Origin of the sequence: Streptomyces sp. ISL-10 (assembly GCF_018614575.1) — a bacterium.
Classification (GTDB): Bacteria; Actinomycetota; Actinomycetes; order Streptomycetales; family Streptomycetaceae; genus Streptomyces.
Genome location: NZ_JAGGOJ010000011.1, coordinates 530,940 through 542,924, shown reverse-complemented (window position 1 = coordinate 542,924; position 11,985 = coordinate 530,940). Strand labels below are relative to the sequence as shown.

At 73.7% G+C, this 11,985-nt stretch carries 15 protein-coding genes and 1 pseudogene; 1 reads left to right on the top strand and 15 read right to left on the bottom strand.

Translation table 11 applies throughout. The annotated features are described in order from the left end of the window. Positions 1–158: 158 nt before the first annotated feature. From trpM to hisI, 7 genes are all read right to left on the bottom strand, one after another. On the bottom strand, positions 159–398 hold the full coding sequence (gene trpM / locus J7E88_RS37055; protein ID WP_308307500.1) for a tryptophan biosynthesis modulator TrpM: 240 nt from the start codon (positions 396–398) through the stop codon (positions 159–161). A gap of 7 nt (positions 399–405) precedes the next feature. Further along, positions 406–1,215, bottom strand: coding sequence for an indole-3-glycerol phosphate synthase TrpC (gene trpC / locus J7E88_RS15100; RefSeq protein WP_215181093.1), 810 nt, complete (start codon positions 1,213–1,215; stop codon positions 406–408). Positions 1,216–1,327: 112 nt separating this feature from the next. Further along, complete coding sequence (locus J7E88_RS35900; protein WP_308307499.1) at positions 1,328–1,762, bottom strand: DUF2752 domain-containing protein; 435 nt, start codon at positions 1,760–1,762, stop codon at positions 1,328–1,330. Between the two features lie 844 nt (positions 1,763–2,606). Continuing rightward, positions 2,607–2,861 carry an HGxxPAAW family protein gene (locus J7E88_RS15090; protein ID WP_215181089.1) on the bottom strand — a complete coding sequence of 85 codons (255 nt, stop codon included), beginning with the start codon at positions 2,859–2,861 and terminating at the stop codon, positions 2,607–2,609. Positions 2,862–2,964: 103 nt separating this feature from the next. Then, entirely contained in the window at positions 2,965–3,606 is a 642-nt protein-coding gene (locus tag J7E88_RS15085) for a TIGR02234 family membrane protein (RefSeq protein WP_215181087.1), read from the bottom strand. Positions 3,607–3,620: 14 nt separating this feature from the next. Then, positions 3,621–5,117, bottom strand: coding sequence for an anthranilate synthase component I (locus tag J7E88_RS15080; protein ID WP_215181085.1), 1,497 nt, complete (start codon positions 5,115–5,117; stop codon positions 3,621–3,623). Positions 5,118–5,128: 11 nt separating this feature from the next. Further along, positions 5,129–5,512, bottom strand: a complete 384-nt coding sequence (gene hisI / locus J7E88_RS15075) for a phosphoribosyl-AMP cyclohydrolase (RefSeq protein ID WP_215181547.1) — start codon at positions 5,510–5,512, stop codon at positions 5,129–5,131. Between the two features lie 117 nt (positions 5,513–5,629). Here hisI and J7E88_RS15070 point away from each other — a divergent pair, with 117 nt between their 5' ends. Beyond that, a complete protein-coding gene (locus tag J7E88_RS15070; RefSeq protein WP_215181083.1) occupies positions 5,630–6,262 on the top strand; it encodes a TIGR03085 family metal-binding protein in 633 nt (210 codons plus the stop codon). 408 nt (positions 6,263–6,670) lie between these two features. Here the strand turns inward: J7E88_RS15070 and J7E88_RS35895 are convergent. From J7E88_RS35895 to J7E88_RS15035, 8 genes and pseudogenes are all read right to left on the bottom strand, one after another. Continuing rightward, positions 6,671–6,769 (bottom strand): annotated as a pseudogene (locus tag J7E88_RS35895) (hypothetical protein); the annotation flags it as partial. Further along, a complete protein-coding gene (locus J7E88_RS15065) occupies positions 6,769–7,071 on the bottom strand; it encodes a hypothetical protein (protein ID WP_251022580.1) in 303 nt (100 codons plus the stop codon). The pseudogene J7E88_RS35895 and the gene J7E88_RS15065, both read right to left, overlap by 1 nt. A 111-nt stretch (positions 7,072–7,182) precedes the next feature. Then, positions 7,183–8,703: a PucR family transcriptional regulator gene (locus tag J7E88_RS15060; RefSeq protein WP_215181081.1), complete on the bottom strand. Its 1,521-nt coding sequence runs from the start codon at positions 8,701–8,703 to the stop codon at positions 7,183–7,185. Between the two features lie 603 nt (positions 8,704–9,306). Continuing rightward, complete coding sequence (gene hisF, locus J7E88_RS15055; RefSeq protein ID WP_215181079.1) at positions 9,307–10,062, bottom strand: imidazole glycerol phosphate synthase subunit HisF; 756 nt, start codon at positions 10,060–10,062, stop codon at positions 9,307–9,309. Beyond that, entirely contained in the window at positions 10,059–10,457 is a 399-nt protein-coding gene (locus J7E88_RS15050) for a RidA family protein (RefSeq protein ID WP_215181077.1), read from the bottom strand. Before J7E88_RS15050 ends, hisF begins: the two co-directional genes overlap by 4 nt. Then, positions 10,454–11,179 (bottom strand): bifunctional 1-(5-phosphoribosyl)-5-((5-phosphoribosylamino)methylideneamino)imidazole-4-carboxamide isomerase/phosphoribosylanthranilate isomerase PriA, encoded by a 726-nt coding sequence (gene priA / locus J7E88_RS15045; RefSeq protein ID WP_215181075.1) that lies wholly within the window; start codon positions 11,177–11,179, stop codon positions 10,454–10,456. Before priA ends, J7E88_RS15050 begins: the two co-directional genes overlap by 4 nt. Continuing rightward, positions 11,179–11,820 carry an imidazole glycerol phosphate synthase subunit HisH gene (gene hisH / locus J7E88_RS15040; RefSeq protein ID WP_215181074.1) on the bottom strand — a complete coding sequence of 214 codons (642 nt, stop codon included), beginning with the start codon at positions 11,818–11,820 and terminating at the stop codon, positions 11,179–11,181. Before hisH ends, priA begins: the two co-directional genes overlap by 1 nt. Then, the gene (locus tag J7E88_RS15035; protein WP_215181072.1) at positions 11,817–11,984 is read right to left on the bottom strand and encodes a hypothetical protein; all 168 of its coding nucleotides are present in this window, start codon (positions 11,982–11,984) and stop codon (positions 11,817–11,819) included. The genes hisH and J7E88_RS15035 overlap by 4 nt, the downstream gene beginning before the upstream one ends. Position 11,985 lies beyond the last annotated feature (1 nt).

Below are 11,985 nucleotides of genomic sequence, written 5' to 3'. Positions count from 1 at the left end.
GTGCCGCGCACCGTCGCAGACCTTCCCACCCCGCACCTTCCGGCTGCCCTCGAGTGCCGGCGGGGCTCCGGCAGGGAGCCCGTCCGGTGATCGAGAACCGGCCGGTGGCGGTACGGGTCCGGGGCGAGGCCCCGGGAAGAGCATGGGAGGGAAACGGCCTAGCGGCCGGCGCGCGCCGCGGCGCGCCATCGCATCCCGTTGACCTGTCCCGGCTCGTCGCCGATGACGTAACGCACCCGCCGCCCGTGCACCCGCCGCGCCGGCGCCCGGCAGCCGCGCGGTCGGCAGCCGCGGGCCAGGCGTGCGTACGGGCCGCACGCCGGTGTGGCCGTCGCCGCGGGCACGCCGACGGGACCCGGGCGCGAGCCCGGGGTGGGTCCGCGGCGGACGGCGGTCATGCTGTGGTCAGCCCCGCCCGTGCCGCAGCGCGGGATGGGCACCCGCCGCCACCAGGTCGGCGACCGCCGATTTGGGGTCGCGGCCGGTGACGAGGGACTCGCCGACGAGCACGGCGTCCGCGCCCGCGTTGGCGTAGGCGATCAGGTCGTGCGGGCCGCGCACACCCGACTCGGCGACCTTGACGATGTGCGCCGGGATCTCGGGGGCGACCCGCTCGAACGTGGAGCGGTCGACCTTGAGCGTCTTCAGGTCCCGGGCGTTGACACCGATGATCTTCGCGCCCGCGTCCACGGCGCGCTCGACCTCGTCCTCGTCGTGCACCTCGACCAGCGGGGTGAGGCCGATGGACTCGGCACGCTCGATCAGGGAGACCAGGGCCTCCTGCTCCAGCGCGGCGACGATCAAAAGCGCCAGGTCGGCGCCGTACGCGCGCGCCTCCCACAACTGGTACGCGGAGACGATGAAGTCCTTGCGCAGCACCGGGATGTCGACCCTGGCCCGGACGGCCTCGAGGTCGGCGAGCGATCCGCCGAAGCGGCGCTGCTCGGTGAGCACGGAGATGACGGCCGCGCCGCCCGCCTCGTAGTCGGCGGCGAGCCCCGCCGGGTCGGCGATCGCGGCGAGCGCGCCCTTGGAGGGGCTGGAGCGCTTCACCTCGCAGATCACCGTGACGCCCTCACCGCGCAGTGCGGCGACGCCGTCCTTGGCCGCGGGAGCCTTGGCGGCGCGCTCCTTGAGCTCGTCGAGGCTGACGCGCGCCTGCCGCTCTTCCATGTCGGCGCGCACACCTTCGATGATCTCGTCGAGCACACTCACGCGAGCGGCCCCCTTCCGGGAGGGTGATGGTTGAGGATCAGCCAACTCGATGGTATCCGCAGGAGCGCCCAGGGTGCTCATCCGGTCGGCCGCTGTCCCACTACCTGGGACTTCATGGGGCGAGCGCGGATCCGAACGGCAGGTTCCGCACCACGCTGAAGGCGAGCAGGACGCTGCCCACGGCCCACCACCAGCCGGGGGTGAGACCGATGCGCAGCGGGCGGCTCTGTACGGAGCGAGCCAGCCACACGACCCATACGACGGCGAAAACGGCGTAGCCGGCGACGGCGGCGGCGTTGGCTCCGAGGGCGGTGGCCAGATCGCCGTGGATGAAGGCGTGGGCGCTGCGGAGGCCGCCGCAGCCGGGGCAGTAGATGCCGGTGAAGCGGAGGAGGGGGCAGACGGGGTAATGGCCGGGCTCGTTGGGGTCGATGGTGCCGACGTAGGCGAAGGCGGCGGCGACGCCACCGAGCGCCGCGAGGGGCGCGGCGACCCGCCGCGCGATCCCACGGTGTCGCGCGCCGCCGCCCACGCCCGCTGCGTCCACCCCGTCCCGGACGGCCCACCCACGCGCCGACCCATCAGGCGCTGCGCCCCTGTGCGGTGTGGCGGGCGCGTGTGGCGTGTCGGTGGCTGCGCATGCCCGCGGCGGGGAGGGCGTGTGTGGCGTGTCGGTCGCTGCGGCTGCCCGCGGCGTACCGGGCTCAGCAGCCGGCTGCGGCGGCGCGGCGATCTCCTGGCCCTCCGGCCCCTGGGTGGCCGAATGGGCGTGCGGGGCGCCCGGCGCAGCGGCGCTCCCGACCGGGGTACCTGCGCTCCTCTGCGGCATGCCCGGCGCTGGGGCCGCCTGTCGCGTGGCGGCGACAGCGCCCTGGAGCGGCGTGCCCGGCGCAGCGGCCGCCTGCGGCGTCGCAGGCCGCCGGACCGGCGTGGCGATCTCCTGGCCCTTGGGCCCCCGCGGGGCCGAATGGGCGGGCGGCGGCATGGGCCGGTCGGAAGCAGTCGGACCGACGGGGGCCGCGGGCGTGCCCGGCGGCGCAGCGGCCGCGGGCGGCGAGCCGGACATAGCGCCCGCCTGCGGCGTCGCAGGCCGCCGGACCGGCGTGGCGATCTCCTGGCCCTTGGGCCCCCGCGGGGCCGAATGGGCGGGCGGCGGCATGGGCCGGTCGGAAGCGGTCGGACCGACGGGGGCCGCGGGCGTGACCGGCGGCGCAGCGGCCGCGGGCGGCGGGGCAGACGCAGCGGCGGCCCCGTGCAGCGGCCCCGGCTCGGCAGGGCGGGGCGTGGGGCGGGGCATGGCGGTCATGGCGTGATTCTGCACCGTTGCAGCAGAACGGCGCAGCCCGGTCGTGTCCGTGCTGCGCCGTCTCGTGGGTCGGGTCGTCACCGCGTCACGCGGTCGCCCTCTCCCGTGCGGCGGCACGCTCCCGGGCCTCGACCACGTCCTGCGGCTCCTTCGGCGTGCCGAAGCCGGCCATCTTCATGGCGCCGCCCGCGATCGCGCCGATCACGATCAGGGCCGAACCGGCCCAGAAGCCGACCGGGCTGTTCGCCACCATGAAGACGCCTGCGACGCAGAAGCCGATGAACGAGATGGTGACACCGGTCCAGGCGGCCGGGGTGTGTCCGTGGCTGCTGCCCGCCATGAGTTGCTCCTCGTTTCTGATGCGCTGTCGTGAGCTGGTGCTCGTGCTGAGCCGGACGCTCGCTGTCATTGTCCCGTACGGCAACAGGCGTGATGAGCTGGGGTCACCCTTCGCGCGTCGGGTCCTCGCCGCGGTCCAGGGCCTTCCAGAGGTCCTCGGGCCGGTCGGGGTCCACCACGGCCGCCTTGCGGGGACGGGGCGTCCCGTCGCGCTCGTAGCGGCCGGACATGGTCGGCCACTGCCTGCCGTACCGCAGGGCCAGGGCTCCCGCGAGCAGGATCAACACCCCGCCGGCGACGGTGACATACGGCCAGGCCGTGTGTGTGAGCGCCTCGACCGTCGCGCCGGCGTCGCCCGTGGTCCGCGCCGCCTTCTCGTCGAGCGCGGCGCTGTCGGACGCACCCAGCAGCGCGGCCAGCGTCGCACCCGCGCCGCTGAGGGCCAGCAGCCCGGAGACGACGACGCGACCGCCGTTGCGCACGGCGAAGACGGCGACGAGCGCGGCGAGGCCGACGATCGCGAGGGCGGTGGGCACGCCCGTGACGTCCCCGCCCTTCGCGTCGAGCGCGACGGTTCCGCCGCCGACCGAGGCGTGCCCCTCGGCCCAGATCCGGCCGGCGGCGAGCAGGACGACGGTCGCTCCGGCGGCGCCGAGGAGCAGGGCCGCGGCGAGGCTGCGGCGGCCGCCGCTCGTGGCGGCCGGCGGGGCCGCCGCGCGGGACTGGGGTACGGGTACGGCACTCACGCGTCCACTATCCCTTACCGCCCCGCGGCGTCGTTCAGGCGGTTGGCGGTGTGGACGGCACGCAGCACCGCCGCCGCCTTGTTGCGGCACTCGGTGTCCTCGGCGACCGGGTCGGAGTCGGCGACGACACCCGCTCCGGCCTGGACGTACGCCGTGCCGTCGCGCAGCAGCGCCGTCCTGATGGCGATGGCGGTGTCGGAGTCTCCGGCGAAGTCCAGGTAGCCGACGGCACCGCCGTACAGTCCGCGCCGCGAAGGCTCCAGCTCGTCGATGATCTGCATCGCGCGGGGCTTGGGCGCACCGGACAGGGTTCCCGCGGGGAAGCAGGCGGTGAGGACGTCGAAGGCGGTCCGGCCTTCGGCGACCCTGCCGGTCACCGTGGAGACGATGTGCATGACGTGGGAGTACCGCTCGATCGACATGAAGTCGACGACCTCGACGCTGCCGGGTTCGCAGACACGGCCGAGGTCGTTGCGGCCGAGGTCGACGAGCATCAGGTGCTCGGCGCGTTCCTTGGGGTCGGCGAGCAGTTCCTCGGCGAGGTCGTGGTCCTCCTGCGGGGTGGCACCGCGCGGGCGGGTGCCGGCGATCGGGTGGAGCATGGCCTGCCCGTCCTCGACCTTGACCAGCGCCTCGGGGCTGGAGCCGACGACGTCGAAGCCGTCGAAGCGGAAGAGGTACATGTACGGCGAGGGGTTGGTGGCCCGCAGCACCCGGTAGACGTCCAGCGCGCCGGCCGTGCACGGCGTCTCGAACCGCTGCGAGGGCACGACCTGGAACGCCTCGCCGGCCCGGATGCGCTCCTTGATGTCCTCGACGGCGTCCTGATAGTCCCGGCCTCCCCACAGCGCGGAGAACTCGGGCAGCTCCGAGGGCGGCAGTGCGGCGGGCGCGGAGACGAGCGGCCGGGCGAGGTCCGCCTCCATGGCGTCGAGGCGGGCGACGGCGTCCGCGTACGCCTCGTCGACCCCGGTGTCGAGGCAGTTGTGGTTGATCGCGTTGGCGATCAGCAGGACGCTGCCGTCCCAGTGGTCCATGACCGCGAGGTCCGAGGTGAGCAGCATGGTGAGCTCGGGCAGCCGCAGGTCGTCGCGTTCGCCGGGGCCGATCTTCTCGAGCCTGCGGACGATGTCGTACCCGAGGTAGCCGACCATGCCGCCGGTGAAGGGGGGCATGGCGGATGCGAGGTCACGCGGAGTGTGCAGGGTCTGGACAGTCTCGCGCAGGGCGGTGAGCGGGTCACCGCTGGTGGGGACGCCGACGGGCGGGCCCCCGAGCCAGTGCGCCTCGCCGTCGCGCACGGTCAGTGTGGCGTCGGAGCGCACGCCGATGAACGAGTAGCGCGACCAGGAGCGGCCGTTCTCCGCCGACTCCAGGAGGAACGTGCCGGGGCGCTCGGCGGCGAGCTTGCGGTAGAGCCCGACCGGCGTGTCGCCGTCCGCCAGCAGGCGGCGGCTGACGGGGATGACACGACGGTCGGCGGCCAGCTTGCGGAAGGTCTCGAGATCCATGGCGGCAGACCCTACTCGCCGAGCGACAGGGCATCGGCGTCGAACAGGACGTCGGCGTCGAAGCAGGTCCGGGCGCCGGTGTGGCAGGCGGCGCCGACCTGGTCGACCTTGACGAGCACGGTGTCGGCGTCGCAGTCCAGGGCGACCGACTTCACGTGCTGCACATGGCCGGAGGTGTCACCCTTGACCCAGTACTCCTGGCGGCTGCGGGACCAGTAGGTGCAGCGGCCGGTGGTCAGGGTGCGGTGCAGTGCCTCGTCGTCCATCCAGCCGAGCATCAGCACCTCACCGGTGTCGTACTGCTGGGCGATGGCGGGCAGGAGGCCGTCGGCGCTGCGCTTGAGGCGGGCGGCGACGGCGGGATCGAGGGCACTCGCGGGGACACTGCTGGTCATGCGCCCATTGTGCCGTGCCGGGGGACGGCCCGGACGGTGCGTCCACTGTGCGGACCCGGCCGGGCGGTGGGTGTCTCCACTGGGCGGACCCGGCTGAGCGGCCGTACGCTGGCGGGCATGTCGACCCATGCGAAGCGTGAACGACTTCTCCTCGCCGATCTGTTGGAGGCCGCGGGGCCTGATGCTCCGACCCTGTGCGACGGCTGGACGACGCGAGAGCTGGCGGCGCACGTGGTGATGCGCGAGCACCGGCCCGACGCCGCGGGCGGGATTCTGCTCAGGGCGCTCAGGGACCGTGCGGAGCGGATCCAGGCGGAGTTCGCCGCGAAGCCGTACGAGGAGCTGGTCCAGCTGATCCGTACGGGACCGCCGCGGATGTCCCCGTACGCCATCAAGCAGGTCGACGAGGCGGCGAACACGATCGAGTTCTTCGTCCACGCCGAGGACGTGCGGCGGGCGCAGCCCGACTGGGCGCCGCGCGATCTGGACAAGGTGTTCGAGAACGTCCTGTGGTCGCGTCTGGAGAAGGGCGCGCGGCTGCTGGGGCGCAGGTCGCCGGTGGGCCTGGTGCTGCGCAGGCCGAATGGGCAGACGGCGGTGGCGCACCGCGGGACGCCGGTGGTGACGGTGACCGGGGAGCCCGGCGAGCTGACGTTCTTCGCCTTCGGACGCCAGGACGCGTCGCGGGTGGACCTGGAGGGCGACAAGGACGCGATCGCGCGGGCGCGTGAGGCGAAGCTGGGGATCTGAGGTCCGGGGGCGGCAGGGACGATGAACATCGTGCGCACCCTGGAGCGCGTGCAGAGCCCGCGCTCCAGGGTGAGGTCGTCGTAGAGGGCAGGCACGACGTCCGCGATCTGGGGGGGCGCGCATCCGGGCCGTGGCCGCCAGGTGGCCGGGTCGGTTGCGTGCAGCACGGCCAGGGCCTCGGCGACATCCTCGGCGCACACCGCCCTGGCGGACGGGGCCAGCAGGCGCCAGGTGCGGAGGCGGCCCTCCGTTCCGAGCGGCCGAGATCGTCCGGGTGGTACCGGGCCCGCGCATCGTCCCCTCGTGGCCGTCGGCCGCCGCGCGGCATACACCGCACGGCTCCGGGCGCCCGGCGGTGGCCAGTTGGACCACCAGCAACGGGAGGAGGACGACCAGGGTGGCGACGCCGAGGGCCCGGCGCACGGACGCGTCGCCGAGGCGGGCGGAGACGAAGTCGCCCAGCGTGTACACGCCGTCCTGGCGCAGTGGACGTGCCAGGAGCAGCATCACCAGGGCGAGAGAGGCCACGGTCGCGCACGCGAAGAGGACGCCGTCCTGCCCGTGAGGGCCACCGAGCCGGTGGTGCTGAGCAGCGTCGCCGCCGAGACGTAGTCACCGGAGACGGCCAGCCCGCCGCCGACCGGGCCGAGGGCCGCCCCGCCGGCGTAGAAGTGGTCGGGGTCGTCCTCGTCGGCGGCCGCCAGGCTGCACAGCAGAAGCGAGACGGCGACGAAGGCGAGAAAGACGACAAGGGCGAGGGAGGGGCCTTCGCCGCCCGGAGCGAGGGCCAGAGGTACGAGGGAATGCATGACGCCCAGGCCACCAGGGCCACGGCGGCGCGTACAGCGGTCCGCGGATCTCCGGTGCCGGAGCACAGGCGGAAGCGGCGCGGGCCTGTGCCCCGGCACAGGGCGGATCTGTCAGGTCGTCAGCAGGCGTGCGGCCGTGAGCGCGAGAGACACTTCGACCGCGTCGGACGGCCGGGACAGCGACCGGCCGGTGAGCTGCTCGAAGCGCCGCAGCCGGTTGAGCACCGTGTTGCGGTGGCAGTACAGGAGCTTCGCGGCGCGCTGCGCGGAGCCGTCGGACCTTAACCACGCGGTGAGGGTCTCGACGAGGAGTTGGCGGTCGGCGGGGTCGATGCCGCCGAGCGGACCCAGTACGCGGTCGGCCAGTGCCCTGCCGAGGTTCGGCGAGGTGACGACGAGCGCGGCGGGCAGGTGCTCGTCGAGGAGGACGACACCGCCGTCACGCGGACAGGCGCGCAGCGCGATCTCCGCGTAGCCGCGGGCCTCCCCCACGGCGGCGAGACCGGTGACGGCCGGACTGATGCCGACCCGGACGCCGGGCGGCACGTCCAGGCGCGCGGCCAGCTCGGCGGGTGTGGTGGGCGCGCCCGTCCCGGTGCGACGCGGCGGCTCCGGACGGGCGAGTTCGCCGTGCTCCGCCTCCGCGCCCAGGCGCCTGTCCATGTGCCGGCGCCCGTCCGGGTGCGGGTGGCTGCCCGTGTCCGGGTGCCCGTCCGGGTCCGGGCGGGTGTCCCTGCGCGCGGGGCTGTCCGTGTCCGGGTGCCCGTCCGCGGCCCAGGGCCCGTCCGTGCACACGCTCGCGTCCACGGCCGGGTGTCCATGCCCGCCCAGATGCCGGTCCGTGTCGGAGTCCGCGTCCAGGAGGACGATCGCCAGTTCGCCGTCCTCCGACGCGTGCCACAGGGCGCGGGTGCCGGCCGGCAGCGCCGGCGGGGCGTGGACGGCCGGCGCGCCGGGAGAGACGGCGACCACCGCGTACCGACCGGCCTCCGGCAGGGCCAGGGTCGCGGCGACCTCGGGGAGGTCGGTGATGCGGGTGGCGCCCTCCAGCAGTGCCTCGGTCATCAGCCGCACCCTGTTCTCCCTCCGCCATGCCAGCTGCCGTTCCGTCTGGTGGTACGCCTCGGCGACCAGGCGGCAGTGCTCGTCGACGAAGGTCCACACGTCCGCCGCCACGTGCACGAGCAGCCGCATGTCCTCCGGGTGACGGCGCGCGGTCTCGTCCACGAGCCCCTGCCACACCATGGCGCCGCCGAGGCGGAAGGCGTGCAGCAGCGCGTCGAGCGGCATGCCCTGCTCGGCCCGCGATGCGCCGATCCGCCGGGAGATCAGCCGCGCCGCCTCCCGCATCTCGCGTGGCCGGATCATCGACTCGATGCTGTGCCGCAGCGACAGGTGGACCTCCTGCCACACCCCCGAGGCATCGGCATCGATCATCGCGCGGTACGCCGGTTCCTGCTCGCGCAGCTCCGCCACCAGGCTGCTGGTGAGGCCGGCCAGGTCGTCGAGGAGGACCTGCGCGGCCCGGTGCAGGGCGGCGAGTGCCTCGGCGTCGACGAGCGAGCGTGAACGCTGCGGTGCGGCGGAGGGCGCGGGCAGGGCTCTGACGCGCGAACGCAGGACGTGCGGCATGGCGGCCTCCAGGGGAGTCGGTTGGCTCCGGTGCGGCGGTCGGGGGCAGGCCGTGCCCCGGATCTTCCTGACGTCCGCAGAATGACATACCGCCCGGTCGGTACCCCAGGGGTATGCGACATTTTCCGCATCACGGTCTAGCAACGCATCTGCGTCGATCGCCCCCATCGGAGATGCCGCGCCTCCCCGGCGACGGTCTCGCGCCCGATGCCTGCCAGGTCACGCCTGACAGGCCGGGCAGGCCGTGACAGGCCGGGTGGGCCGGGCAGGCCGGGCAGGCCGTGACAGGCCGGGTGGGCCGGGGCAGCGGACCACGGGGGTCGTGGCGCCCGCCGGATGGGCCAGGCGCGGCAGGCTCCCGCACGGCCCCTCGATCACCGCCGCCGGGCACCGCCGCCGGCAGTCCGTGCACGGCGGCGGCTCGGTGCGCGGGGGCCGTTCCCACCGCGCGTGCGGTGCAGGAAGGGCGGCACGCAGCAGCGGGCGAGGGAAGCGGACCCGTCCACCCGGGGCGCACACGTCGCCCGCCCGCTCCGCGGGGCCGATGCTCTCCGGGTCGACACCGACCCGAGCAGCGGCCCTCGGGAGCAGGGAGCCGCTGCCTCAGCGCACCGGGTGGCCCGCCGCCCGCAGTGTTTCCTTGACCTGCGAGATCCGCAGATCGCCGAAGTGGAACACGGAGGCGGCGAGCACCGCGTCCGCGCCCGCCTCGACGGCCGGCGGGAAGTGGGCCAGCCTGCCGGCGCCGCCGGAGGCGATCACCGGGACCGTGACGTGCTTGCGCACGGCCGCGATCATCTCGGTGTCGTAGCCGTCCTTGGTGCCGTCGGCGTCCATCGAGTTGAGCAGGATCTCGCCGGCGCCCAGCTCGGCGGCCCGGTGCGCCCACTCGACGGCGTCGATGCCGGTGCCCTTGCGGCCGCCGTGCGTCGTGACCTCGAACGAGCCCGACGCGGTCCGCCGGGCGTCGACCGAGAGCACCAGCACCTGGCGGCCGAACCGCTCGGCGATCTCGCGGATCAGCTCCGGCCGGGCGATCGCCGCGGTGTTGACGCCGACCTTGTCGGCGCCTGCCCGCAGCAGCTTGTCGACGTCCTCGGCGCTGCGCACGCCACCGCCGACGGTGAGCGGGATGAAGACCTGCTCGGCGGTGCGGCGCACCACGTCGTATGTCGTCTCCCGGTTCCCGGACGAGGCGGTGATGTCGAGGAATGTGAGCTCGTCGGCGCCCTCGGCGTCGTACAGCTTGGCCATCTCGACAGGGTCGCCCGCGTCGCGCAGGTTCTGGAAGTTGACGCCCTTGACGACCCGGCCGGCGTCGACGTCCAGGCAGGGGATCACTCGGACCGCGAGGGTCATTCCGCACCTCCTCGGTACGCCTCGACCTCCACCTCGACGACCAGCGAGGGGTCGACGAAGCCGGAGACGATCAGCATCGACGCGGCCGGACGGACCTCGCCGAACCACTCCTTGTGTGCGCGGCCCACTTCATCTATATCCCGGGCGTGAGTGATGTACATACGTGTGCGGACCACGTCCTCGGCTCCGAGGCCGAGTTCTTTGAGTGCGTCGACGGCCACCCCGAAGGCGGTCATCGTCTGCTCGAACGGGCCGCCCGCGGAGATCTCGCCGCCGACGATGGATGTGCAGCCGGAGACCAGGACCAGGCCGTTCGGCAGCTGGACGGCGCGGGAGTAGCCGAAGGACTCCTCCCACGGACCGCCCGAGCCGACCCGGCGTACGGCGTCGGTCATGCGGACACCGCCGCGAGTGCCTCTTCGAGGGTGAACGCCTTGGCGTAGAGCGCCTTTCCGACGATCGCGCCCTCGACGCCCTCGGGCACCAGCGAGGCCAGCGCCCGCAGGTCGTCGAGGGAGGAGACGCCGCCGGAGGCGACGACGGGCTTGTCGGTCGCGGCGCACACGTTGCGCAGCAGCTCCAGGTTGGGGCCCTGGAGCGTGCCGTCCTTGGCGATGTCGGTGACGACGTACCGGGCGCAGCCCTCGGAGTCGAGGCGGGCCAGGGTCTCGTACAGGTCGCCGCCGTCGCGGGTCCAGCCGCGGCCGCGCAGCGTGGTGCCCCGCACGTCGAGGCCGACGGCGATCCGGTCGCCGTACCGGGCGATGACCTTGGCGACCCACTCGGGGGTCTCCAGCGCGGCGGTGCCCAGGTTGACGCGGCGGCAGCCGGTGGCGAGCGCGGCCTCGAGCGAGGCGTCGTCGCGGATGCCGCCGGACAGCTCGACCTTGATGTCCATGGCCCCGGCGACCTCGGCGATCAGGTCACGGTTGTCGCCGGTGCCGAAGGCGGCGTCCAGGTCGACGAGGTGCAACCACTCGGCGCCCGCGCGCTGCCAGGTGAGGGCGGCCTCCAGCGGGGAGCCGTACGAGGTCTCCGTACCGGACTCGCCATGCACGAGCCGGACGGCCTGGCCGTCGCGGACGTCGACTGCGGGGAGGAGTTCAAGCTTCGGCATCAGAGCGTCTCGATCCAGTTGGTCAGCAGCTGGGCGCCGGCGTCGCCGGACTTCTCGGGGTGGAACTGGGTGGCCCACAGCGCGCCGTTCTCGACGGCGGCGACGAAGGGCTCGCCGTGCGTGGCCCAGGTCACCTTCGGTGCGCGCAGGGCGGCGTTGGTGACCTCGAAGTTCCACTCGTTCACCGCGTAGGAGTGCACGAAGTAGAACCGCTCGTCGGCACCGACTCCGGCGAAGAGCTCGCTGTCCGCGGGCGCGTCGACGGTGTTCCAGCCCATGTGGGGAACGACCGGGGCCTTCAGCGGGCCGACGGTGCCGGGCCACTCGTCGAGACCCTCGGTCTCGACGCCGTGCTCGATGCCACGGGCGAACAGGATCTGCATGCCGACGCAGATGCCCATGACGGGCCGGCCGCCGGACAGTCTGCGGTCGACGACCCATTCGCCGCGGGCCTTCTTCAGCCCGTCCATGCAGGCGGAGAAGGCGCCGACGCCGGGGACGAGCAGTCCGTCGGCGTTCATGGCCTTGTCGTAGTCACGCGTGATCTCGACGTCGGCGCCGACCCGCGCGAGCGCGCGCTCGGCGGAGCGGACGTTGCCGAAGCCGTAGTCGAAGACGACGACCTTCTTCTGTGGGCTCATACCCAGATCCCCTGAATCCGCAGGACGCCGGCTACCAGGCACATCGCGGAGGCTGAGGCCAGCAGCACGATGGGACCCTTGGGCATCTTCTGCTTGGAGAAGGAGTAGACACCGCCGGCGAGGAACAGCCCGACGACGATGAGGATGGTGGACAGGCCGGTCATG

What these genes read in the sequence shown, in the direction of transcription:
- trpM (WP_308307500.1), bottom strand. Translation starts at nt 398, where the DNA reads ATGACCGCCGTCCGCCGCGGACCCACCCCGGGCTCGCGCCCGGGTCCC.
- J7E88_RS15090 (WP_215181089.1), bottom strand. Translation starts at nt 2,861, where the DNA reads ATGGCGGGCAGCAGCCACGGACACACCCCGGCCGCCTGGACCGGTGTC.
- J7E88_RS15080 (WP_215181085.1), bottom strand. Translation starts at nt 5,117, where the DNA reads ATGGATCTCGAGACCTTCCGCAAGCTGGCCGCCGACCGTCGTGTCATC.
- hisI (WP_215181547.1), bottom strand. Translation starts at nt 5,512, where the DNA reads ATGACCAGCAGTGTCCCCGCGAGTGCCCTCGATCCCGCCGTCGCCGCC.
- J7E88_RS15070 (WP_215181083.1), top strand. Translation starts at nt 5,630, where the DNA reads ATGTCGACCCATGCGAAGCGTGAACGACTTCTCCTCGCCGATCTGTTG.
- J7E88_RS15065 (WP_251022580.1), bottom strand. Translation starts at nt 7,071, where the DNA reads ATGCATTCCCTCGTACCTCTGGCCCTCGCTCCGGGCGGCGAAGGCCCC.
- J7E88_RS15060 (WP_215181081.1), bottom strand. Translation starts at nt 8,703, where the DNA reads ATGCCGCACGTCCTGCGTTCGCGCGTCAGAGCCCTGCCCGCGCCCTCC.
- hisF (WP_215181079.1), bottom strand. Translation starts at nt 10,062, where the DNA reads ATGACCCTCGCGGTCCGAGTGATCCCCTGCCTGGACGTCGACGCCGGC.
- J7E88_RS15050 (WP_215181077.1), bottom strand. Translation starts at nt 10,457, where the DNA reads ATGACCGACGCCGTACGCCGGGTCGGCTCGGGCGGTCCGTGGGAGGAG.
- priA (WP_215181075.1), bottom strand. Translation starts at nt 11,179, where the DNA reads ATGCCGAAGCTTGAACTCCTCCCCGCAGTCGACGTCCGCGACGGCCAG.
- hisH (WP_215181074.1), bottom strand. Translation starts at nt 11,820, where the DNA reads ATGAGCCCACAGAAGAAGGTCGTCGTCTTCGACTACGGCTTCGGCAAC.
- J7E88_RS15035 (WP_215181072.1), bottom strand. Translation starts at nt 11,984, where the DNA reads ATGACCGGCCTGTCCACCATCCTCATCGTCGTCGGGCTGTTCCTCGCC.